Source organism: Methanobrevibacter acididurans, from assembly GCF_046197875.1.
GTDB classification, from domain to species: Archaea; Methanobacteriota; Methanobacteria; order Methanobacteriales; family Methanobacteriaceae; genus Methanobrevibacter_A; species Methanobrevibacter_A acididurans.
Genome location: NZ_CP166991.1, coordinates 1,159,635 through 1,176,685 on the forward strand (window position 1 = coordinate 1,159,635; position 17,051 = coordinate 1,176,685).

8 protein-coding genes and 1 CRISPR repeat array are annotated in these 17,051 nt (G+C 27.1%); all 8 genes read right to left on the bottom strand.

Going from position 1 to position 17,051, the window contains the following annotated elements:
* Positions 1-27: 27 nt before the first annotated feature.
* Positions 28-990, bottom strand: a complete 963-nt coding sequence (gene mch, locus ACA135_RS05775) for a methenyltetrahydromethanopterin cyclohydrolase (RefSeq protein ID WP_409197813.1) — start codon at positions 988-990, stop codon at positions 28-30.
* A gap of 95 nt (positions 991-1,085) precedes the next feature.
* The gene (locus tag ACA135_RS05780) at positions 1,086-1,781 is read right to left on the bottom strand and encodes a thymidylate synthase (protein WP_409197814.1); all 696 of its coding nucleotides are present in this window, start codon (positions 1,779-1,781) and stop codon (positions 1,086-1,088) included.
* Positions 1,782-1,814: 33 nt separating this feature from the next.
* Positions 1,815-2,777 carry a methionine synthase gene (locus ACA135_RS05785; protein WP_409197815.1) on the bottom strand — a complete coding sequence of 321 codons (963 nt, stop codon included), beginning with the start codon at positions 2,775-2,777 and terminating at the stop codon, positions 1,815-1,817.
* A gap of 27 nt (positions 2,778-2,804) precedes the next feature.
* Complete coding sequence (locus ACA135_RS05790; RefSeq protein WP_409197816.1) at positions 2,805-3,116, bottom strand: DUF1894 domain-containing protein; 312 nt, start codon at positions 3,114-3,116, stop codon at positions 2,805-2,807.
* Between the two features lie 2 nt (positions 3,117-3,118).
* A complete protein-coding gene (locus ACA135_RS05795) occupies positions 3,119-3,589 on the bottom strand; it encodes a DUF1890 family protein (RefSeq protein ID WP_409197817.1) in 471 nt (156 codons plus the stop codon).
* A gap of 639 nt (positions 3,590-4,228) precedes the next feature.
* Positions 4,229-14,917: direct repeats of the CRISPR family, unit length 30 nt; unit sequence ATTTCAATCCTATATTAGTCTTATTCAGAT.
* Between the two features lie 345 nt (positions 14,918-15,262).
* The gene (gene cas2, locus ACA135_RS05800; protein WP_409197818.1) at positions 15,263-15,526 is read right to left on the bottom strand and encodes a CRISPR-associated endonuclease Cas2; all 264 of its coding nucleotides are present in this window, start codon (positions 15,524-15,526) and stop codon (positions 15,263-15,265) included.
* 3 nt (positions 15,527-15,529) lie between these two features.
* A complete protein-coding gene (gene cas1b, locus ACA135_RS05805; RefSeq protein WP_409197819.1) occupies positions 15,530-16,498 on the bottom strand; it encodes a type I-B CRISPR-associated endonuclease Cas1b in 969 nt (322 codons plus the stop codon).
* Positions 16,499-16,532: 34 nt separating this feature from the next.
* Positions 16,533-17,033, bottom strand: a complete 501-nt coding sequence (cas4, locus tag ACA135_RS05810; RefSeq protein WP_409197820.1) for a CRISPR-associated protein Cas4 — start codon at positions 17,031-17,033, stop codon at positions 16,533-16,535.
* Positions 17,034-17,051 lie beyond the last annotated feature (18 nt).

Below are 17,051 nucleotides of genomic sequence, written 5' to 3' on the forward strand. Positions count from 1 at the left end.
CCAAAAATATTTTTAAATGTTTTCTTTTTATAATCCGAAGGATTTTTTAAGTAAATCTGCGTTTACATATCCTTCTTTATATAATTTTCCAGTAGTTAAATCGTTCATAACTACTTCTGCAGGTGCGAACATTCCTTTATCTATTTTATAGAAATCAAATCCTGCTTCTTTAAATACATCGAAAAATGGTTTTCCATATCCATCTGCTGCAGATGATGGTAATTGTGCTGCAACTGAAGCAATATCATCACCTTCTTCAGATTCAACATAGTAATATGTTCTTCCACCGAAGAGTACTGCATCATTAGTTTTTCCCATAGCTTTTAATCCATCTGGGTCAACTGGAGCGATAGGTGCGATTCCTGCTGCATGTTTGATTTTTTTAACATCAAAATTGATGAACTCCATCATTTTATATGTACCATTTTCAACTACTCTTCCTGCAATTTGAATAGATCCAACAAGACTACTAGTTGGTGCAACAAGTAAGTATACATTAGAAACATCCACATCACATTCTTTAGCTATAACATCAGCTACATCTTCACCAGGTAATACATCAGATTCTAATGCAAGAATAGCTATATCTGCATCGTCTTTGTAATCTATTGCTTCATAGGTTTCTCCAGGTTTTAATGCTAATGCTCTTGCAGGTCCGGATCCTAATGCGAAGAAGTCACCAACACTTACACTCCATCCAGCTTTTTGAGATCCAAGAGTTGAAATTGATGGGAAATCTGTTTTTATTTTAACACTAGGAAGAGCGAATTTTTCAGATAAATCTCCAGGGATGCTTATTCCAACATCAGCTAATCCTCCAAGACATACCTTAGTATATAATTCTCCAGCTTTAAAACTTCCATCAACATTAACTCCACAATCAAGAACAGTTGCCCCATTTGAGAGTTTGGATATTTGTATGTTTATTTCATCAGCTTTTTCAATCATTACATCTACAGTTTTTTTAGCTTCTAAGTTTACACTTACCATTTTTTCTAAACCTCATTTCAATATTCATTTATTTAATTTTTTGTATTTATTTTATATTAATTTTTTATATTTATATATAAATTATTATTATTATTTTATTTTGGTGGATTTTTTATTTTAACCTTCTCTGCTGAAGGTAAATCATTTTCATAAATATGAGCACTTATGGAATGGATTGTTACAGAACCCATTTTCACATCTCCACCTAATTCTTCAGAAACATAATGTGCAAGGTAAGATAATCCTACAGCATTCGGGAACCATGCACCATAAATATCATGACTTCTCCATAAACCAGTAGTGTATAAAATATTATCACGTAATTTGAAATCTACAAGAATCATACAAGGTACTTCTTCACGTTTAGTATCCTGGGTTGGATCCCATGTAACACTTATAGCACGACGAGACTCATTACAATTTTTTAACCTGTCAATTGCCACACGTATTTGATCTATACCTTCAAAGTGTGCTCTTAAACGATTACCATAAGTATAGACGAAACCTGGATTTTCACTACTTGTGAATTGTTCACTATATGTTCTAAGTTTATCCCCTTCCCAGAAATAATTATCAGGTATTCGTATTTTCTCAATTCTAGCTAGTTTATCACCAAAACCGAAAAAGTCCCCACCTAATTGGAAAGGATCATTAATTGTTGTTACAACATTTAAAATTTCCTTGGTTAATGAACCACGTTCATCATTAACAAAATGTCCATCTTTAACTATTTGGGTGACTATTTGCTCCCATCCATCTGCTATTTGCTCAGCATCAAACTTATAAGACATATTAATCCCATTAAACTCCCATTATTATTATTATTATTTTGTGGATAATTCATTATTTAATTTAATCATTAATTTTAATTTATTTTTCGCAGTTTCCAATTTCATTTTCTTTAAACCACAATCCGGATCAAGTAAAATATTCTCTTCACCCATTACTTCAATACCAGTTTGGATAATTTCACGAACCCTACTTTCTTCATCTAAGTCTTTAGATGCAGAATCCAGACAACCTAATCCTAATTTTTTACCTTTTAAAAGATTTTTATGCTCCTTTAAAAGTTTAATATTATCATTATTTCCAGCAAACTCAAAATCCAATATATCAACAGGAAAACTTGTTAACTGTTTAAAAACACCTTTAAGATTACCACAAGCATGCATAGCTACTGGAATATTAACCGTATCAACGATTATACTAATAGCTTCCTTAGCAACTTTCAAATCAACCATACCAGTAGAAAGGAAAGGTTCATCAATTTGAATATACTTACAACCAGCACCCTCCAAAGCAGAGGCTTCCTTACTTATTGCATGAGCATAATCAAGGATAGCATGACCCTTCTCCTTATAAAAAGATTCAATACGTGAACTATGAACAATAGTAGAAGGACCAGTAATAATACCCTTAACACCTTTACGCTCAGCCTCCACACTTGATAAATTAGAATTCTTAATTAACTCATCAAGTTTATGTTCTGCAATCCGAACATCACCTACAGTAATATTATGATTTGAAGGTAGGATTTTACCAGTAATAACAGAAGAATTATGCAAGTATGTGAAACCTGGAATATGCTTTACAAAAATTCCAATCATATCATCCCGAACTTGACCCTCAGTAACAATATCCAAACCTAAATTAAATTGTAACTCAACAACCTCTTCAATAAGACGTTTATACGGATCATAAGCACCAAAAATGTTTAAAAACTTATCCCTACCAGATTCAGGGCTTTTAACTTCTAATGGAAAACTTCCAACAACAGTAGTAATCATGAAAAAAATATACTCCCCATTAAAAATTTATTTTTTATCAATACTTAAAGAACGAATCTTCCGGATATCATCATCAGAAACAGGTAACTCAATAGCACCAGTACCATTACAAGGTTTAGTGTAAGTTAAAAGAACAGTACCCTCATCAGGATTCAAACCAATAGGAATCGGAGGCACCCCAATAATACGAACACCTAAAACCTTCTCACCAGGCTTCACATGAATAACTTCCTTAGAATTCTTAGTAATAACATCCCGAGCCAACTTAAAAGTAGATTGAGCTAAAAGAATCTTATAATCATCAGACTGCTGCAAATATGTTTCCAAACAAAAAGACAAAGCTAATCATCCCCTTCAAAATAATCCTTAAAAGCATTATCAACCTGAACACGCAAAGGAGTAGGATTATGATAAGCACGAGCACTAACAATACCCGCATCAGTATTCTCACGAACCTCATCTGTGAAATTATCTAATTCACCTTGATCACGTTGGAAAATAATAGCCAAAGAATCAATATTTAACAACTGATAATAAGTAACAAAATAAGAAACCGCAGCATCCTTATGAATAATACCAACAAGCAAATCAAAAGAACCCTCTTCCAAATGATCAATTTCAGAATCAATATTCACCAAATCCTGAAGATAATATCTTTCAGGATCAGAAACCTTCAACAACTTAGAAGCAGCAGGATTACTAGAAACAGTAACATCAAAACCAGCCTTTCTAAGCTTATCCAAAACATACAAAGTAATAGGAGTCTGAGCAGGAGCCTCAGGACAACCAATCAAAATCAACGCTTTTTTCATAATAAATTAATACCTCACAAAAAAATAATTATATTAATTTATGATATCTGACTAATAAAATAAAAAGGTTTTTAAAAATAGAAAATTTGACTCTTATAAAAACATAGAATATATTTTTTAAAATTTCCTAATTGTTTATTATAATTTGAATTTTCCTATTTTATTACAAATTTCTTATTTATAAGCTTTTGAAAAAAATATCCTTTATAAATCTGATTTTTATTTAAAATTTTTATAAACTTTTATTATGTAATGCATTAAATATAACACATATTTCTAGTCCGATATAAACAAGTTTTGCAAACTTTATGTTTAACTTTAGAGAATGAAAAATTTAATCCTATAATTAGTCTTATTCAAATGCAAATAATTTTATATTCACATATATTATATTAATTTCAATCCTATAATAAGTCTTATTCAAATAAAATAAATGTTTTAAAATATGAACACTTACTTAATTTAATCTTATATTAATCTTATTTCAATATATATCTAATGAAAACAAAATGTTTTACAACTTAATTTCAATAATATATTCAAAAATAATTTTTAAAAGAAAAAATCAAATAAATCAAATTCAATTTATATTAACCACATTTAAATAAAACATACTACTGGTTTTAAAAAGAAATTCAAATTTCAAATCTATATTAATCTTATTCCAATGAAGTAGTCCCTATATTCATGTATTACGGATTCAAAATTCAATCCTATATTAGTCTTATTCAGATTCATTTACTCCAAAGTCTACATCTGCTGCAGTTAAATATTTCAATCCTATATTAGTCTTATTCAGATAATAATGTAACTTACCATTTATACGCTTCTTAATAATTTCAATCCTATATTAGTCTTATTCAGATTTTGTTTGATGTGAGTGTAAGTACTGTATCTACTGTATTTCAATCCTATATTAGTCTTATTCAGATATTGTCCTGGTCATTTTTATAATGCTATACAGGATAAATTTCAATCCTATATTAGTCTTATTCAGATAATTCAAGCAGTATAAAACAAGAAACACTTTATTGGTGATTTCAATCCTATATTAGTCTTATTCAGATGTAGTTATTACACTAAAACCGAGATTGATACTTTGATATTTCAATCCTATATTAGTCTTATTCAGATAATGTACGAAGCCGTGCAGTTAAAGCCTCATTAGTAATTTCAATCCTATATTAGTCTTATTCAGATTTGTTGCTTTATCATATTCTTCTTGAAGTTGGTTGGATTTCAATCATATATTAGTCTTATTCAGATACTGAAACAGATAATTTATTAAGTACTAAAGCAAGTAAATTTCAATCATATATTAGTCTTATTCAGATTGAATCAAACAACACGACTAATTGAAATAGAAAGTTGATTTCAATCCTATATTAGTCTTATTCAGATTGAATCAAACAACACGACTAATTGAAATAGAAAGTTGATTTCAATCCTATATTAGTCTTATTCAGATCATATCTAGCATTTTTAACTGACTTTCTCACAATGTGATTTCAATCCTATATTAGTCTTATTCAGATACCCCATCATTGTAGAAAATGATTGCACGATTACTTAATTTCAATCCTATATTAGTCTTATTCAGATCATATCTAGCATTTTTAACTGACTTTCTCACAATGTGATTTCAATCCTATATTAGTCTTATTCAGATACCCCATCATTGTAGAAAATGATTGCACGATTACTTAATTTCAATCCTATATTAGTCTTATTCAGATTGCTGCTATTTTCCGTTGTTCACGAATAGTGTCTACAATTTCAATCCTATATTAGTCTTATTCAGATTTTATGATTGTAGTTTTAGTGGGAATACAGCTTCTTAATTTCAATCCTATATTAGTCTTATTCAGATATCCTTTCTTAATTTTTTCAATAAGCTTTGTTTCATCATTTCAATCCTATATTAGTCTTATTCAGATTAATAGTAAAAATATTCCCATACCATTTCCTATATCGATTTCAATCCTATATTAGTCTTATTCAGATCTTAGAATTGATTTTACAGTGTTAAATTGTTGATTTCAATCCTATATTAGTCTTATTCAGATTTTAACTTATAAATATTATATAACTTTCAGTACTGAATTTCAATCCTATATTAGTCTTATTCAGATGGTTGTAACAACATTAGATCCTGGACATTTGGTTGATTTCAATCCTATATTAGTCTTATTCAGATCAGATGCTACATTTGGTGGAATAGTATTTGCAGTTTCATTTCAATCCTATATTAGTCTTATTCAGATTTCGTAAAAGTTCTGTAAAAAAAGTCTGTAAAAATCTATTTCAATCCTATATTAGTCTTATTCAGATGCATCAAAGATATGATGTACTGCTCAATAAATACAATTTCAATCCTATATTAGTCTTATTCAGATTACTTTTTATTGATTTCATCAAGAAACAAATTGTTCATTTCAATCCTATATTAGTCTTATTCAGATAATACTTGGACTCTTGTAGGGAATTTAAAAGGGTCTGAATTTCAATCCTATATTAGTCTTATTCAGATGTGGTGGTGAACCTGGAAGACTAATAATATATATTGCATTTCAATCCTATATTAGTCTTATTCAGATTAAGAAATTATAAAATTGAAACCACAATTGAAACCAAATTTCAATCCTATATTAGTCTTATTCAGATCTTTAGCAGATAATTTTAAAATGTTAGTAATTTCCTTATTTCAATCCTATATTAGTCTTATTCAGATGAGTTATAAAATAATACTTGATGGGAAAACATTACTAATTTCAATCCTATATTAGTCTTATTCAGATATACACTACTAATACACAAGTTAAAGCTACAGTAGATATTTCAATCCTATATTAGTCTTATTCAGATCAATACATCTTTCTCCTTCAGGATTTTTTGGTAATTAATTTCAATCCTATATTAGTCTTATTCAGATAGTTTAATGGTTGATGATGATACAGTCTTAATACTATTTCAATCCTATATTAGTCTTATTCAGATTTTACTGAGTTGAAATGGGCGAAATATCATTATAATAATTTCAATCCTATATTAGTCTTATTCAGATATTACCTTCAATTACAACCCATAAAGTTGATAATGGATTTCAATCCTATATTAGTCTTATTCAGATATTAATACTAATAATAATTATTTCATGATTGATTATTTATTTCAATCCTATATTAGTCTTATTCAGATATAGTAACCTTGAAACATACCCATATTTCATTAGTATATTTCAATCCTATATTAGTCTTATTCAGATTGTTGGATCCACTGCAATAGGTGTGAAATTAACTCTATTTCAATCCTATATTAGTCTTATTCAGATTTGTTCACCAGAATTGACGTATTCATCCCATATTTCCATTTCAATCCTATATTAGTCTTATTCAGATAGTAGTATCATTTTTCCAAAGCACAGGATATACATGATTTCAATCCTATATTAGTCTTATTCAGATACACTAGCATGATACACCCCATCAGTTTGTTTCAAATTTCAATCCTATATTAGTCTTATTCAGATATTACTTTGAGTGCTAATCCTACTAGTGTAAGTAGATTTCAATCCTATATTAGTCTTATTCAGATTTGAAGAAATAAATGGTGAAACAATCTGTACAAATTGATTTCAATCCTATATTAGTCTTATTCAGATAAAGGTTAACAGCATTCACAAAACAAGCCTTTTCAACATTTCAATCCTATATTAGTCTTATTCAGATTATTTGAATAAATTTTAGTACCTGCACTGTCAATGGATTTCAATCCTATATTAGTCTTATTCAGATAGATGGTTGCATTATTAGATGAGTTAGTGGGAATAATTTCAATCCTATATTAGTCTTATTCAGATTTTCATTACTATATTTTTCTATTTCAAGATCTAATTTATTTCAATCCTATATTAGTCTTATTCAGATAAATTAATACCGAAAAAGATGATGTATGGGGAGGTAATTTCAATCCTATATTAGTCTTATTCAGATTGAATTGTTACGATTTTATGCTAGTTTTGAGGTGAGATTTCAATCCTATATTAGTCTTATTCAGATTTTAATTGATCCTTAACCTCTTCAGGTATCCTTATAGATTTCAATCCTATATTAGTCTTATTCAGATGTTGTTACTGAGTTGTCTGATGATGTTATTTTATCAATTTCAATCCTATATTAGTCTTATTCAGATTCAGTTTTATCATATAATAATGCTCCGACAATGTTTCTATTTCAATCCTATATTAGTCTTATTCAGATATATTACATTTATGCAAATCCAAGATATGGTACTAAATTTCAATCCTATATTAGTCTTATTCAGATCATTAAATTCCCATTAAGATGTTGTTGTTGTAGATTTCAATCCTATATTAGTCTTATTCAGATTTGTATCATATTAAGAAGATTAATGCTAGTAAGGATATTTCAATCCTATATTAGTCTTATTCAGATTCTAAAGTCATCATTAATTGGATGTGTAATTTTAAATTTCAATCCTATATTAGTCTTATTCAGATATAGTACAGCAGATGTAAATGCAGTAACCGATACTAAATTTCAATCCTATATTAGTCTTATTCAGATGTGATGAATTACAAAACAATTCAGATTATACGGCATTTCAATCCTATATTAGTCTTATTCAGATTTTGTTCCTTATAATATGAGGGTAATAATCCATTTTATTTCAATCCTATATTAGTCTTATTCAGATAACTTATAGTGGAGATGATTATTTTGCACCGAATTAATTTCAATCCTATATTAGTCTTATTCAGATTAAAATTTTTCAACCCCCTATTTAATATTATATGATGATTTCAATCCTATATTAGTCTTATTCAGATTGGGGCAGTGTTGAGTACGATTTTACAGAAACAAATTTCAATCCTATATTAGTCTTATTCAGATTATTCTTTCCATTGTTTACAATAACATCTAGGTTGGATTTCAATCCTATATTAGTCTTATTCAGATATAAATTCTAATTGATTAATATCTTCTGCTAAACATTATTTCAATCCTATATTAGTCTTATTCAGATGTGTTTAAAATGTTAAAACCTTATAAAACAATATTTCAATCCTATATTAGTCTTATTCAGATACCGTACTGATGAAGATAATTTTACTGCTTATCGTAGATTTCAATCCTATATTAGTCTTATTCAGATAGGAATTTAACAAAATGATAAACGATTATAAACAAAATTTCAATCCTATATTAGTCTTATTCAGATGTGTTCCTTCACTTGTTCCACTACTTAATGATGCTACATTTCAATCCTATATTAGTCTTATTCAGATCTTATTGGATTCCTTGTTTTGTTACATTGTATTGTATTTCAATCCTATATTAGTCTTATTCAGATCTTTACCTGTACTGTCGGTTTTGATTGGATATGTTTATTTCAATCCTATATTAGTCTTATTCAGATAATTAAAATGTTACCCATGTAATAAGTGTATTTATGATTTCAATCCTATATTAGTCTTATTCAGATCTGAACTATTAGTTTTCTCTATTGCTTGGTTTTCATTATTTCAATCCCATATTAGTCTTATTCAGATAATAAAATTTATTTTAATCTTAAAGGGTGTTTAAATGATTTCAATCCTATATTAGTCTTATTCAGATGTGTTGAGGAATTGGATAGTGTTCCTGAATATGTTTAATTTCAATCCTATATTAGTCTTATTCAGATGTAATCCCCTACATCAAGTGTACTAATTTTAGCAGTAATTTCAATCCTATATTAGTCTTATTCAGATTGTACGGCGGTATTCATTACTATTACTTACAATGTAAATTTCAATCCTATATTAGTCTTATTCAGATACAAAGTCTTATCTTGAAAAGGAGTGATTTTTTTTAATTTCAATCCTATATTAGTCTTATTCAGATATTATCGCAGTAGGAGGAACCATCACAGTAACACAAATTTCAATCCTATATTAGTCTTATTCAGATTAGAGTTGGAAAACTTAGAAGAAAACCAAAAATATATAAATTTCAATCCTATATTAGTCTTATTCAGATCCTTGAAGGTAACGTCCCTTACAAGTATGATAAAATTTCAATCCTATATTAGTCTTATTCAGATAGAAATATTGTAAGGAATTAATTGATAAAAATAGGAAATTTCAATCCTATATTAGTCTTATTCAGATATAAAAGACTTAACAGAGTAGATTACTATGAGCATTATTTCAATCCTATATTAGTCTTATTCAGATACGTGTGGAAACTATCACGGCTTCAGTTTTATCATTTCAATCCTATATTAGTCTTATTCAGATAAGAAGTCATCAAAACAGCAGGCCTTATACCAGTAGATTTCAATCCTATATTAGTCTTATTCAGATTTAATCCTGATTTCACTGATATTTACACTATTAATGTATTTCAATCCTATATTAGTCTTATTCAGATCAGAGATATTACCCTTATTGGTCAAACTGGTGATAATATTTCAATCCTATATTAGTCTTATTCAGATCACTACCATCATTACCACCAGTATTAGTTAAGTTTAAATTTCAATCCTATATTAGTCTTATTCAGATGAGGGTACACGGCTTGGTATTAAGAATAGTGTTGATTTCAATCCTATATTAGTCTTATTCAGATACGACGGTATTCATTACTATTATCTAATAAATAAATTTCAATCCTATATTAGTCTTATTCAGATCTCCAATATACCTTTACTATCTATTTCATCATAACTTATTTCAATCCTATATTAGTCTTATTCAGATTTGGGTTATCTTTCATTTGTCCAACTGCATGACAAGTATTTCAATCCTATATTAGTCTTATTCAGATTTGGACAGAATTACCTGATGACTTTGTATTGTCATTTCAATCCTATATTAGTCTTATTCAGATCATTAAAAGCAGGTTGTGCAAAAGGTTTCGGAGTTGAATTTCAATCCTATATTAGTCTTATTCAGATTGTGATATCAAAGTTGAGAGTTTCTTCGGCTAGTTGATTTCAATCCTATATTAGTCTTATTCAGATACAATCTTTACCTGAAAAATTATTTAATGATATAGTATTTCAATCCTATATTAGTCTTATTCAGATTCTGCACAGTTTGAACAAATAGGACAACAAGAAAATTTCAATCCTATATTAGTCTTATTCAGATTGTTAAAGGAAACATTAAAAACAATACTAGAATTATATTTCAATCCTATATTAGTCTTATTCAGATTTTGAAGAATTTACAAGGAGAATGAGGTTTTTTTTAATTTCAATCCTATATTAGTCTTATTCAGATCATTTCATCCCCACCAATCCATAACACTGTACCATATTTCAATCCTATATTAGTCTTATTCAGATTTGGTACTTGTATTGGTAACCGTGTAGATAGTGCTTCATTTCAATCCTATATTAGTCTTATTCAGATGACCTGAACGACGATATAAACAAATCAAAAGTAAATATTTCAATCCTATATTAGTCTTATTCAGATGACAATAACAATTACTCCAAATACTTGCCCCTAGCATATTTCAATCCTATATTAGTCTTATTCAGATTTAGAAGAATTAACAGACATAAGAGAATATATAGAAAATTTCAATCCTATATTAGTCTTATTCAGATTTGATCAGTATCATTATAATATTGCATCCATTCCATATTTCAATCCTATATTAGTCTTATTCAGATTAGGATTATTAACAGTACCACCAGTCATAACTGAATTTCAATCCTATATTAGTCTTATTCAGATAAGATTTAAACTTTAATGGATTCAGTAATGATGAAGAATTTCAATCCTATATTAGTCTTATTCAGATTTTAGTAAAACTTCTAAGTTGTGATGCTTATGTTTATATTTCAATCCTATATTAGTCTTATTCAGATAAGGAGTATGATGAATATGAATTCTAATGAGTTAAATTTCAATCCTATATTAGTCTTATTCAGATTGGAATACTATAGATACTGGAATACTATAGATACATTTCAATCCTATATTAGTCTTATTCAGATTAGTCCTGAAGATGTAGAATATAATATATTGCTGCATTTCAATCCTATATTAGTCTTATTCAGATTAGAAGAAGCTTTAAAAGATTATTAAAGCTTTTTTTTATTTCAATCCTATATTAGTCTTATTCAGATAAAGTAAAAAAGTAGGTAATTTAAATATTAAATGTAATTTCAATCCTATATTAGTCTTATTCAGATCCCCCCATCAGTGGTTCCATATTCAGTATAATTTAAATTTCAATCCTATATTAGTCTTATTCAGATTAGTACTGATTGATACTCTTATAACTGACCCTCCATAATTTCAATCCTATATTAGTCTTATTCAGATATATGCAACGGCTTAATATTTTTTTATTTGTATGTTATTTCAATCCTATATTAGTCTTATTCAGATTTGTGCTTCGTTCTTTCATTCATTGTGGTTGTCTGATTTCAATCCTATATTAGTCTTATTCAGATCTTGAAATATGCTTATAATCAGTGGTTAGATTTAATATTTCAATCCTATATTAGTCTTATTCAGATTATACAATCTTCTGTTGTTTCTTCAAATATATATACAATTTCAATCCTATATTAGTCTTATTCAGATGAATTAAAATGTTACCCATGTAACAAGTGTATTTATGATTTCAATCCTATATTAGTCTTATTCAGATAAGAGTTATATAATCAAGCTGAGATATTAAATTTTGAGTTATTTCAATCCTATATTAGTCTTATTCAGATCCCTTAATTTATTAAACCGTTTTCCCTTTCGATTATATTTCAATCCTATATTAGTCTTATTCAGATTTTATTTTTTTTGGAGTTCCTTTATAATAATATAATTTCAATCCTATATTAGTCTTATTCAGATATGGATAAAGAAGAAGCATTATTTAATTTAAATTAATTTCAATCCTATATTAGTCTTATTCAGATATATTTAAAGTCAGAATCTTTAACACTAAAAGGAGATATTTCAATCCTATATTAGTCTTATTCAGATACCTCGTAAAGTTATGTTATTGGTTTTAATAGTACAATTTCAATCCTATATTAGTCTTATTCAGATTTATCTCTTTTGGATTTGTTAACTTCAAGTTTAGCAAATTTCAATCCTATATTAGTCTTATTCAGATTATTTGATGGTGGAGTATACAACAATATTGAATATGAATTTCAATCCTATATTAGTCTTATTCAGATTTACAGGTGTTGCACAAGCAAGTACAATTAGTTTAACATTTCAATCCTATATTAGTCTTATTCAGATTACACAGATTGTAGCAGCACAAACAGTAGCACTCGAATTTCAATCCTATATTAGTCTTATTCAGATATTTGGAAACAGTAATCACAATACCAGGCATTATACTATTTCAATCCTATATTAGTCTTATTCAGATCTTGAAGATTTAAAACCATTTTTAGATAGAAAAGATTTCAATCCTATATTAGTCTTATTCAGATCAGAATATTTATCCTTCAATAAAGCAGATACAAATCTATTTCAATCCTATATTAGTCTTATTCAGATAAGATAAGGTATTACATCATTTATATCAGTGAAGTTAATTTCAATCCTATATTAGTCTTATTCAGATAATCTCCTACATCTAAAGTTTCCACCTTAGCAGTAATTTCAATCCTATATTAGTCTTATTCAGATTACCTAATTTTGGAGATACTTATAAATTAGTAAGAAAATTTCAATCCTATATTAGTCTTATTCAGATTCAATTGAGAATATGAAAAAGTTTACGTTATAATAGAATTTCAATCCTATATTAGTCTTATTCAGATAGATGAACGAATAGATGTTTATACTAGTAATAAGAGTATTTCAATCCTATATTAGTCTTATTCAGATTTCAATATTTTCATATTCATCTATCATTTCATCTTGTATTTCAATCCTATATTAGTCTTATTCAGATAGATATGAAAGCAAGAGTAAACAGTTTCATTGCAAAATTTCAATCCTATATTAGTCTTATTCAGATAGAGTACTGAAACTATTACAATTGCTCAAGGTCTTTCATTTCAATCCTATATTAGTCTTATTCAGATATTTTTTATGGACCAAAATGCTCGGTTGAATAGAATTTCAATCCTATATTAGTCTTATTCAGATGTATACTACTGAGAATGATTTAGTTTTAAACTTCATATTTCAATCCTATATTAGTCTTATTCAGATACTGAAGATTTAGATGTTGAAGAATTAGCATTTTTTAATTTCAATCCTATATTAGTCTTATTCAGATATTTTATGAGTAAAGGTCAATTTGTATGTCCATACTGATTTCAATCCTATATTAGTCTTATTCAGATTAATATTCCTTTAAGTTTTATTAATTTAAGTAATCCATTTCAATCCTATATTAGTCTTATTCAGATCAGGAGAATTAAATCATACCAGTAACGTAGTGAATTTCAATCCTATATTAGTCTTATTCAGATCATACTTATTAAACATACTCGGTTACTTAATTGCTGTATTTCAATCCTATATTAGTCTTATTCAGATTTAATGATTAATTTTTCTTTGATGGCATTTGGGAAGATTTCAATCCTATATTAGTCTTATTCAGATTTATTCATTTAAAATATAAAAATAGGGGTTTTATTAAATTTCAATCCTATATTAGTCTTATTCAGATCAACAACAGTTAATAGGGAAACTCCCCAATTTAAGTTATTTCAATCCTATATTAGTCTTATTCAGATTTTACTAGTTTTTATTATAAATTTAGGTATACAATTATTTCAATCCTATATTAGTCTTATTCAGATAAAAAAAAGTATATATAAAAAAATAGTTGTAATTTTATTTCAATCCTATATTAGTCTTATTCAGATTTTCACAAGTGAGGATATAGTTAGTATTTATTATCAATTTCAATCCTATATTAGTCTTATTCAGATAAATTTAACTATTTACAGTGAGAATGCTATTTTTGAATTTCAATCCTATATTAGTCTTATTCAGATACTATAATTTGTCCCATTATAAACCGTACTAGTTGAATTTCAATCCTATATTAGTCTTATTCAGATTATTACATAAGAAAAATTAACTAGTACCAATTGGAATTTCAATCCTATATTAGTCTTATTCAGATTTTATGTCATCATTAGTAGTATTCATGTATTTATCAAAATTTCAATCCTATATTAGTCTTATTCAGATTTACTTTGTTTAAGTAGTCATTTTTCTTATAGTTGTAATTTCAATCCTATATTAGTCTTATTCAGATCTGAAAAAATTAAAACATCAACCTTATACAAACTAATATTTCAATCCTATATTAGTCTTATTCAGATAGGGCAAATTTTTCCCTTATTTTACTCACACTATATAGAATATTCTTTTTTATAAGGTATATTTTTTTTGGTTCGGAATATGGAATGTTTTATTTAATAATCAACAATTTATTATTTTGGAGTGAATATTAAAATGAAAAGTTAAAATTAGTTTTTTAAGGTTTATATTATTTTTATAAAGGGGAATAAATATTTAAATGGGAATCATTTATTCTTAATAATTTTTAGAGGATATAATTTTTTGATAAAAAAAGGTTTTGTTTTTGAAAAATAGATATTAACGATTGCTGTGTTGGTGGTTTTTTTTAAAATGGTGAGGATTTTTTATTTATAATGAGTGATATTTTATAGTATTGTGTTTATTGGTGCTTTTTCGATTCCTATTATGTTTCTTTCCATCATGTCTTCCATTGGGAATTTGTATATTATTATGGAGTCTTCTTCTTCGTTTATGATTTCTTTTAATTTTTTGGTTATTTTTTCATATTCGCTTGGGGTTATTTCTCCTTCAAATACTGAGTTTTGTACCCAGTAAATGTTTTCTCTAAGGTAACTTTTGACTTTGTTTACTCTTTCTACTTTGATGTCATATACTATTATAACAAACATTTTTTACCACCATATTATGAATGGTTTGTATTTTTTGATTCCTAAGATGTGTTTTTTGAGTTTGTAGGCTTCTAATCTGATTAGTCTTTGGTATGATACTTTTTTGTTTAAGTCTTTGTGTTTGATTGTTTTTTCTAATCTTTTATTATATTCATTTATAAATATATTTCGCCCTTTATCGTTTAATAGGCAGCAGTTTAAATCTTGATTGAAATGTTCTTCTTTTATCATTTTCTTGTTTACTAAATAGAATATTAATCTATCTACGAAAAATGGTTTGAAAATTTCACTAAGATCTAGGGATAATGAGAATCGTCTTTCTGATGGTTCATGTAAATAGGAGATTGTTGGATTTAGTTGAGTGTTGTATAGTTCTGTTAATACTGTTGAGTACATCATACTGTTTCCAAAACTTATTAAGGAGTTTATCATGTTTTTGGGTGGTTGTCTACTTCTTCCTTCCATATGAAATTTTTCTGGTAGGATTTCATCAAATTTTGTATAGTATTCTGCCCGAATTCTTCCTTCGACATTTAGGATTTCTGTGATTTTCTTGGTTTGTTTTAGTCCTTTTAATGTTTCTTCTATTTGGTTTTCTATTTTATAGTAGGATAATACTTTTTGTATATTTTTTGCTGATCCCTCTACAAAAAGTTTAGCTAATTCTAATCTTTTATTTTTTTCTATGTAGAAAATAGATTGTTTTATTATCAAATCTCCTGAGAGTAAGGATTCTCTAGGATAAAATGTACCATTGTAATATCCATAATAATTGAAAAAGTGTACAGGTATTCCGTTTCTAGCAAATAAGCTCATGACTTGTGATGAGAATGTTATTTGTCCATATGCATAGATTGAGTATATTTTGTTAATAGGTAATGGTTTTTTACCTTTTTCATTTATGAAATATATGGTGTTTTCTTTTCTTTTTAGTATTCCTTCTGATAAGAGGTAATAATTTTTCTTATTCACATTAATATCCTCCTTTAAAAGTTTTAAAATATTTTTATGAAAAGCAAAACTCTAAATAAGAACATTTACGACATATTTTTGATTTTTTAGGTTTAATCATAGGATTGGAGTTTATAATATTAATTTCTTTAATGATTTTTTTAAGTTCCTCTTCATTTTCATGATTTAATTCTATTTTAGTTTTTTTCTTAATTGAAGGATAATCTAAGTATCCAATAGTATTTTTAACATCTTTTACTTCTCTTAAATAGTATAAATAGTAGAGTAATTGGTATTTATCTGGTTTTTCCATTTTATTTGATTTTTTCACTTCATGTACTTCAAGTATGTTCTTGTTTTTATGAATAAAATCTATGTTAATTTTATTATCTATTAAAAATTCTTTTTCTTTTTTATAAGTAGTTTCATGTAATATTTTGCCTAATGAAACATTATCTGATTCTTGTTCCATTTTAATATGATGTGAAAATAGCCATAATTTTGTTTTACAAATAAAATAATAATTTATTTGAACTCCATTTACCCATTCACACATTGTTTTATCCCCTATTTT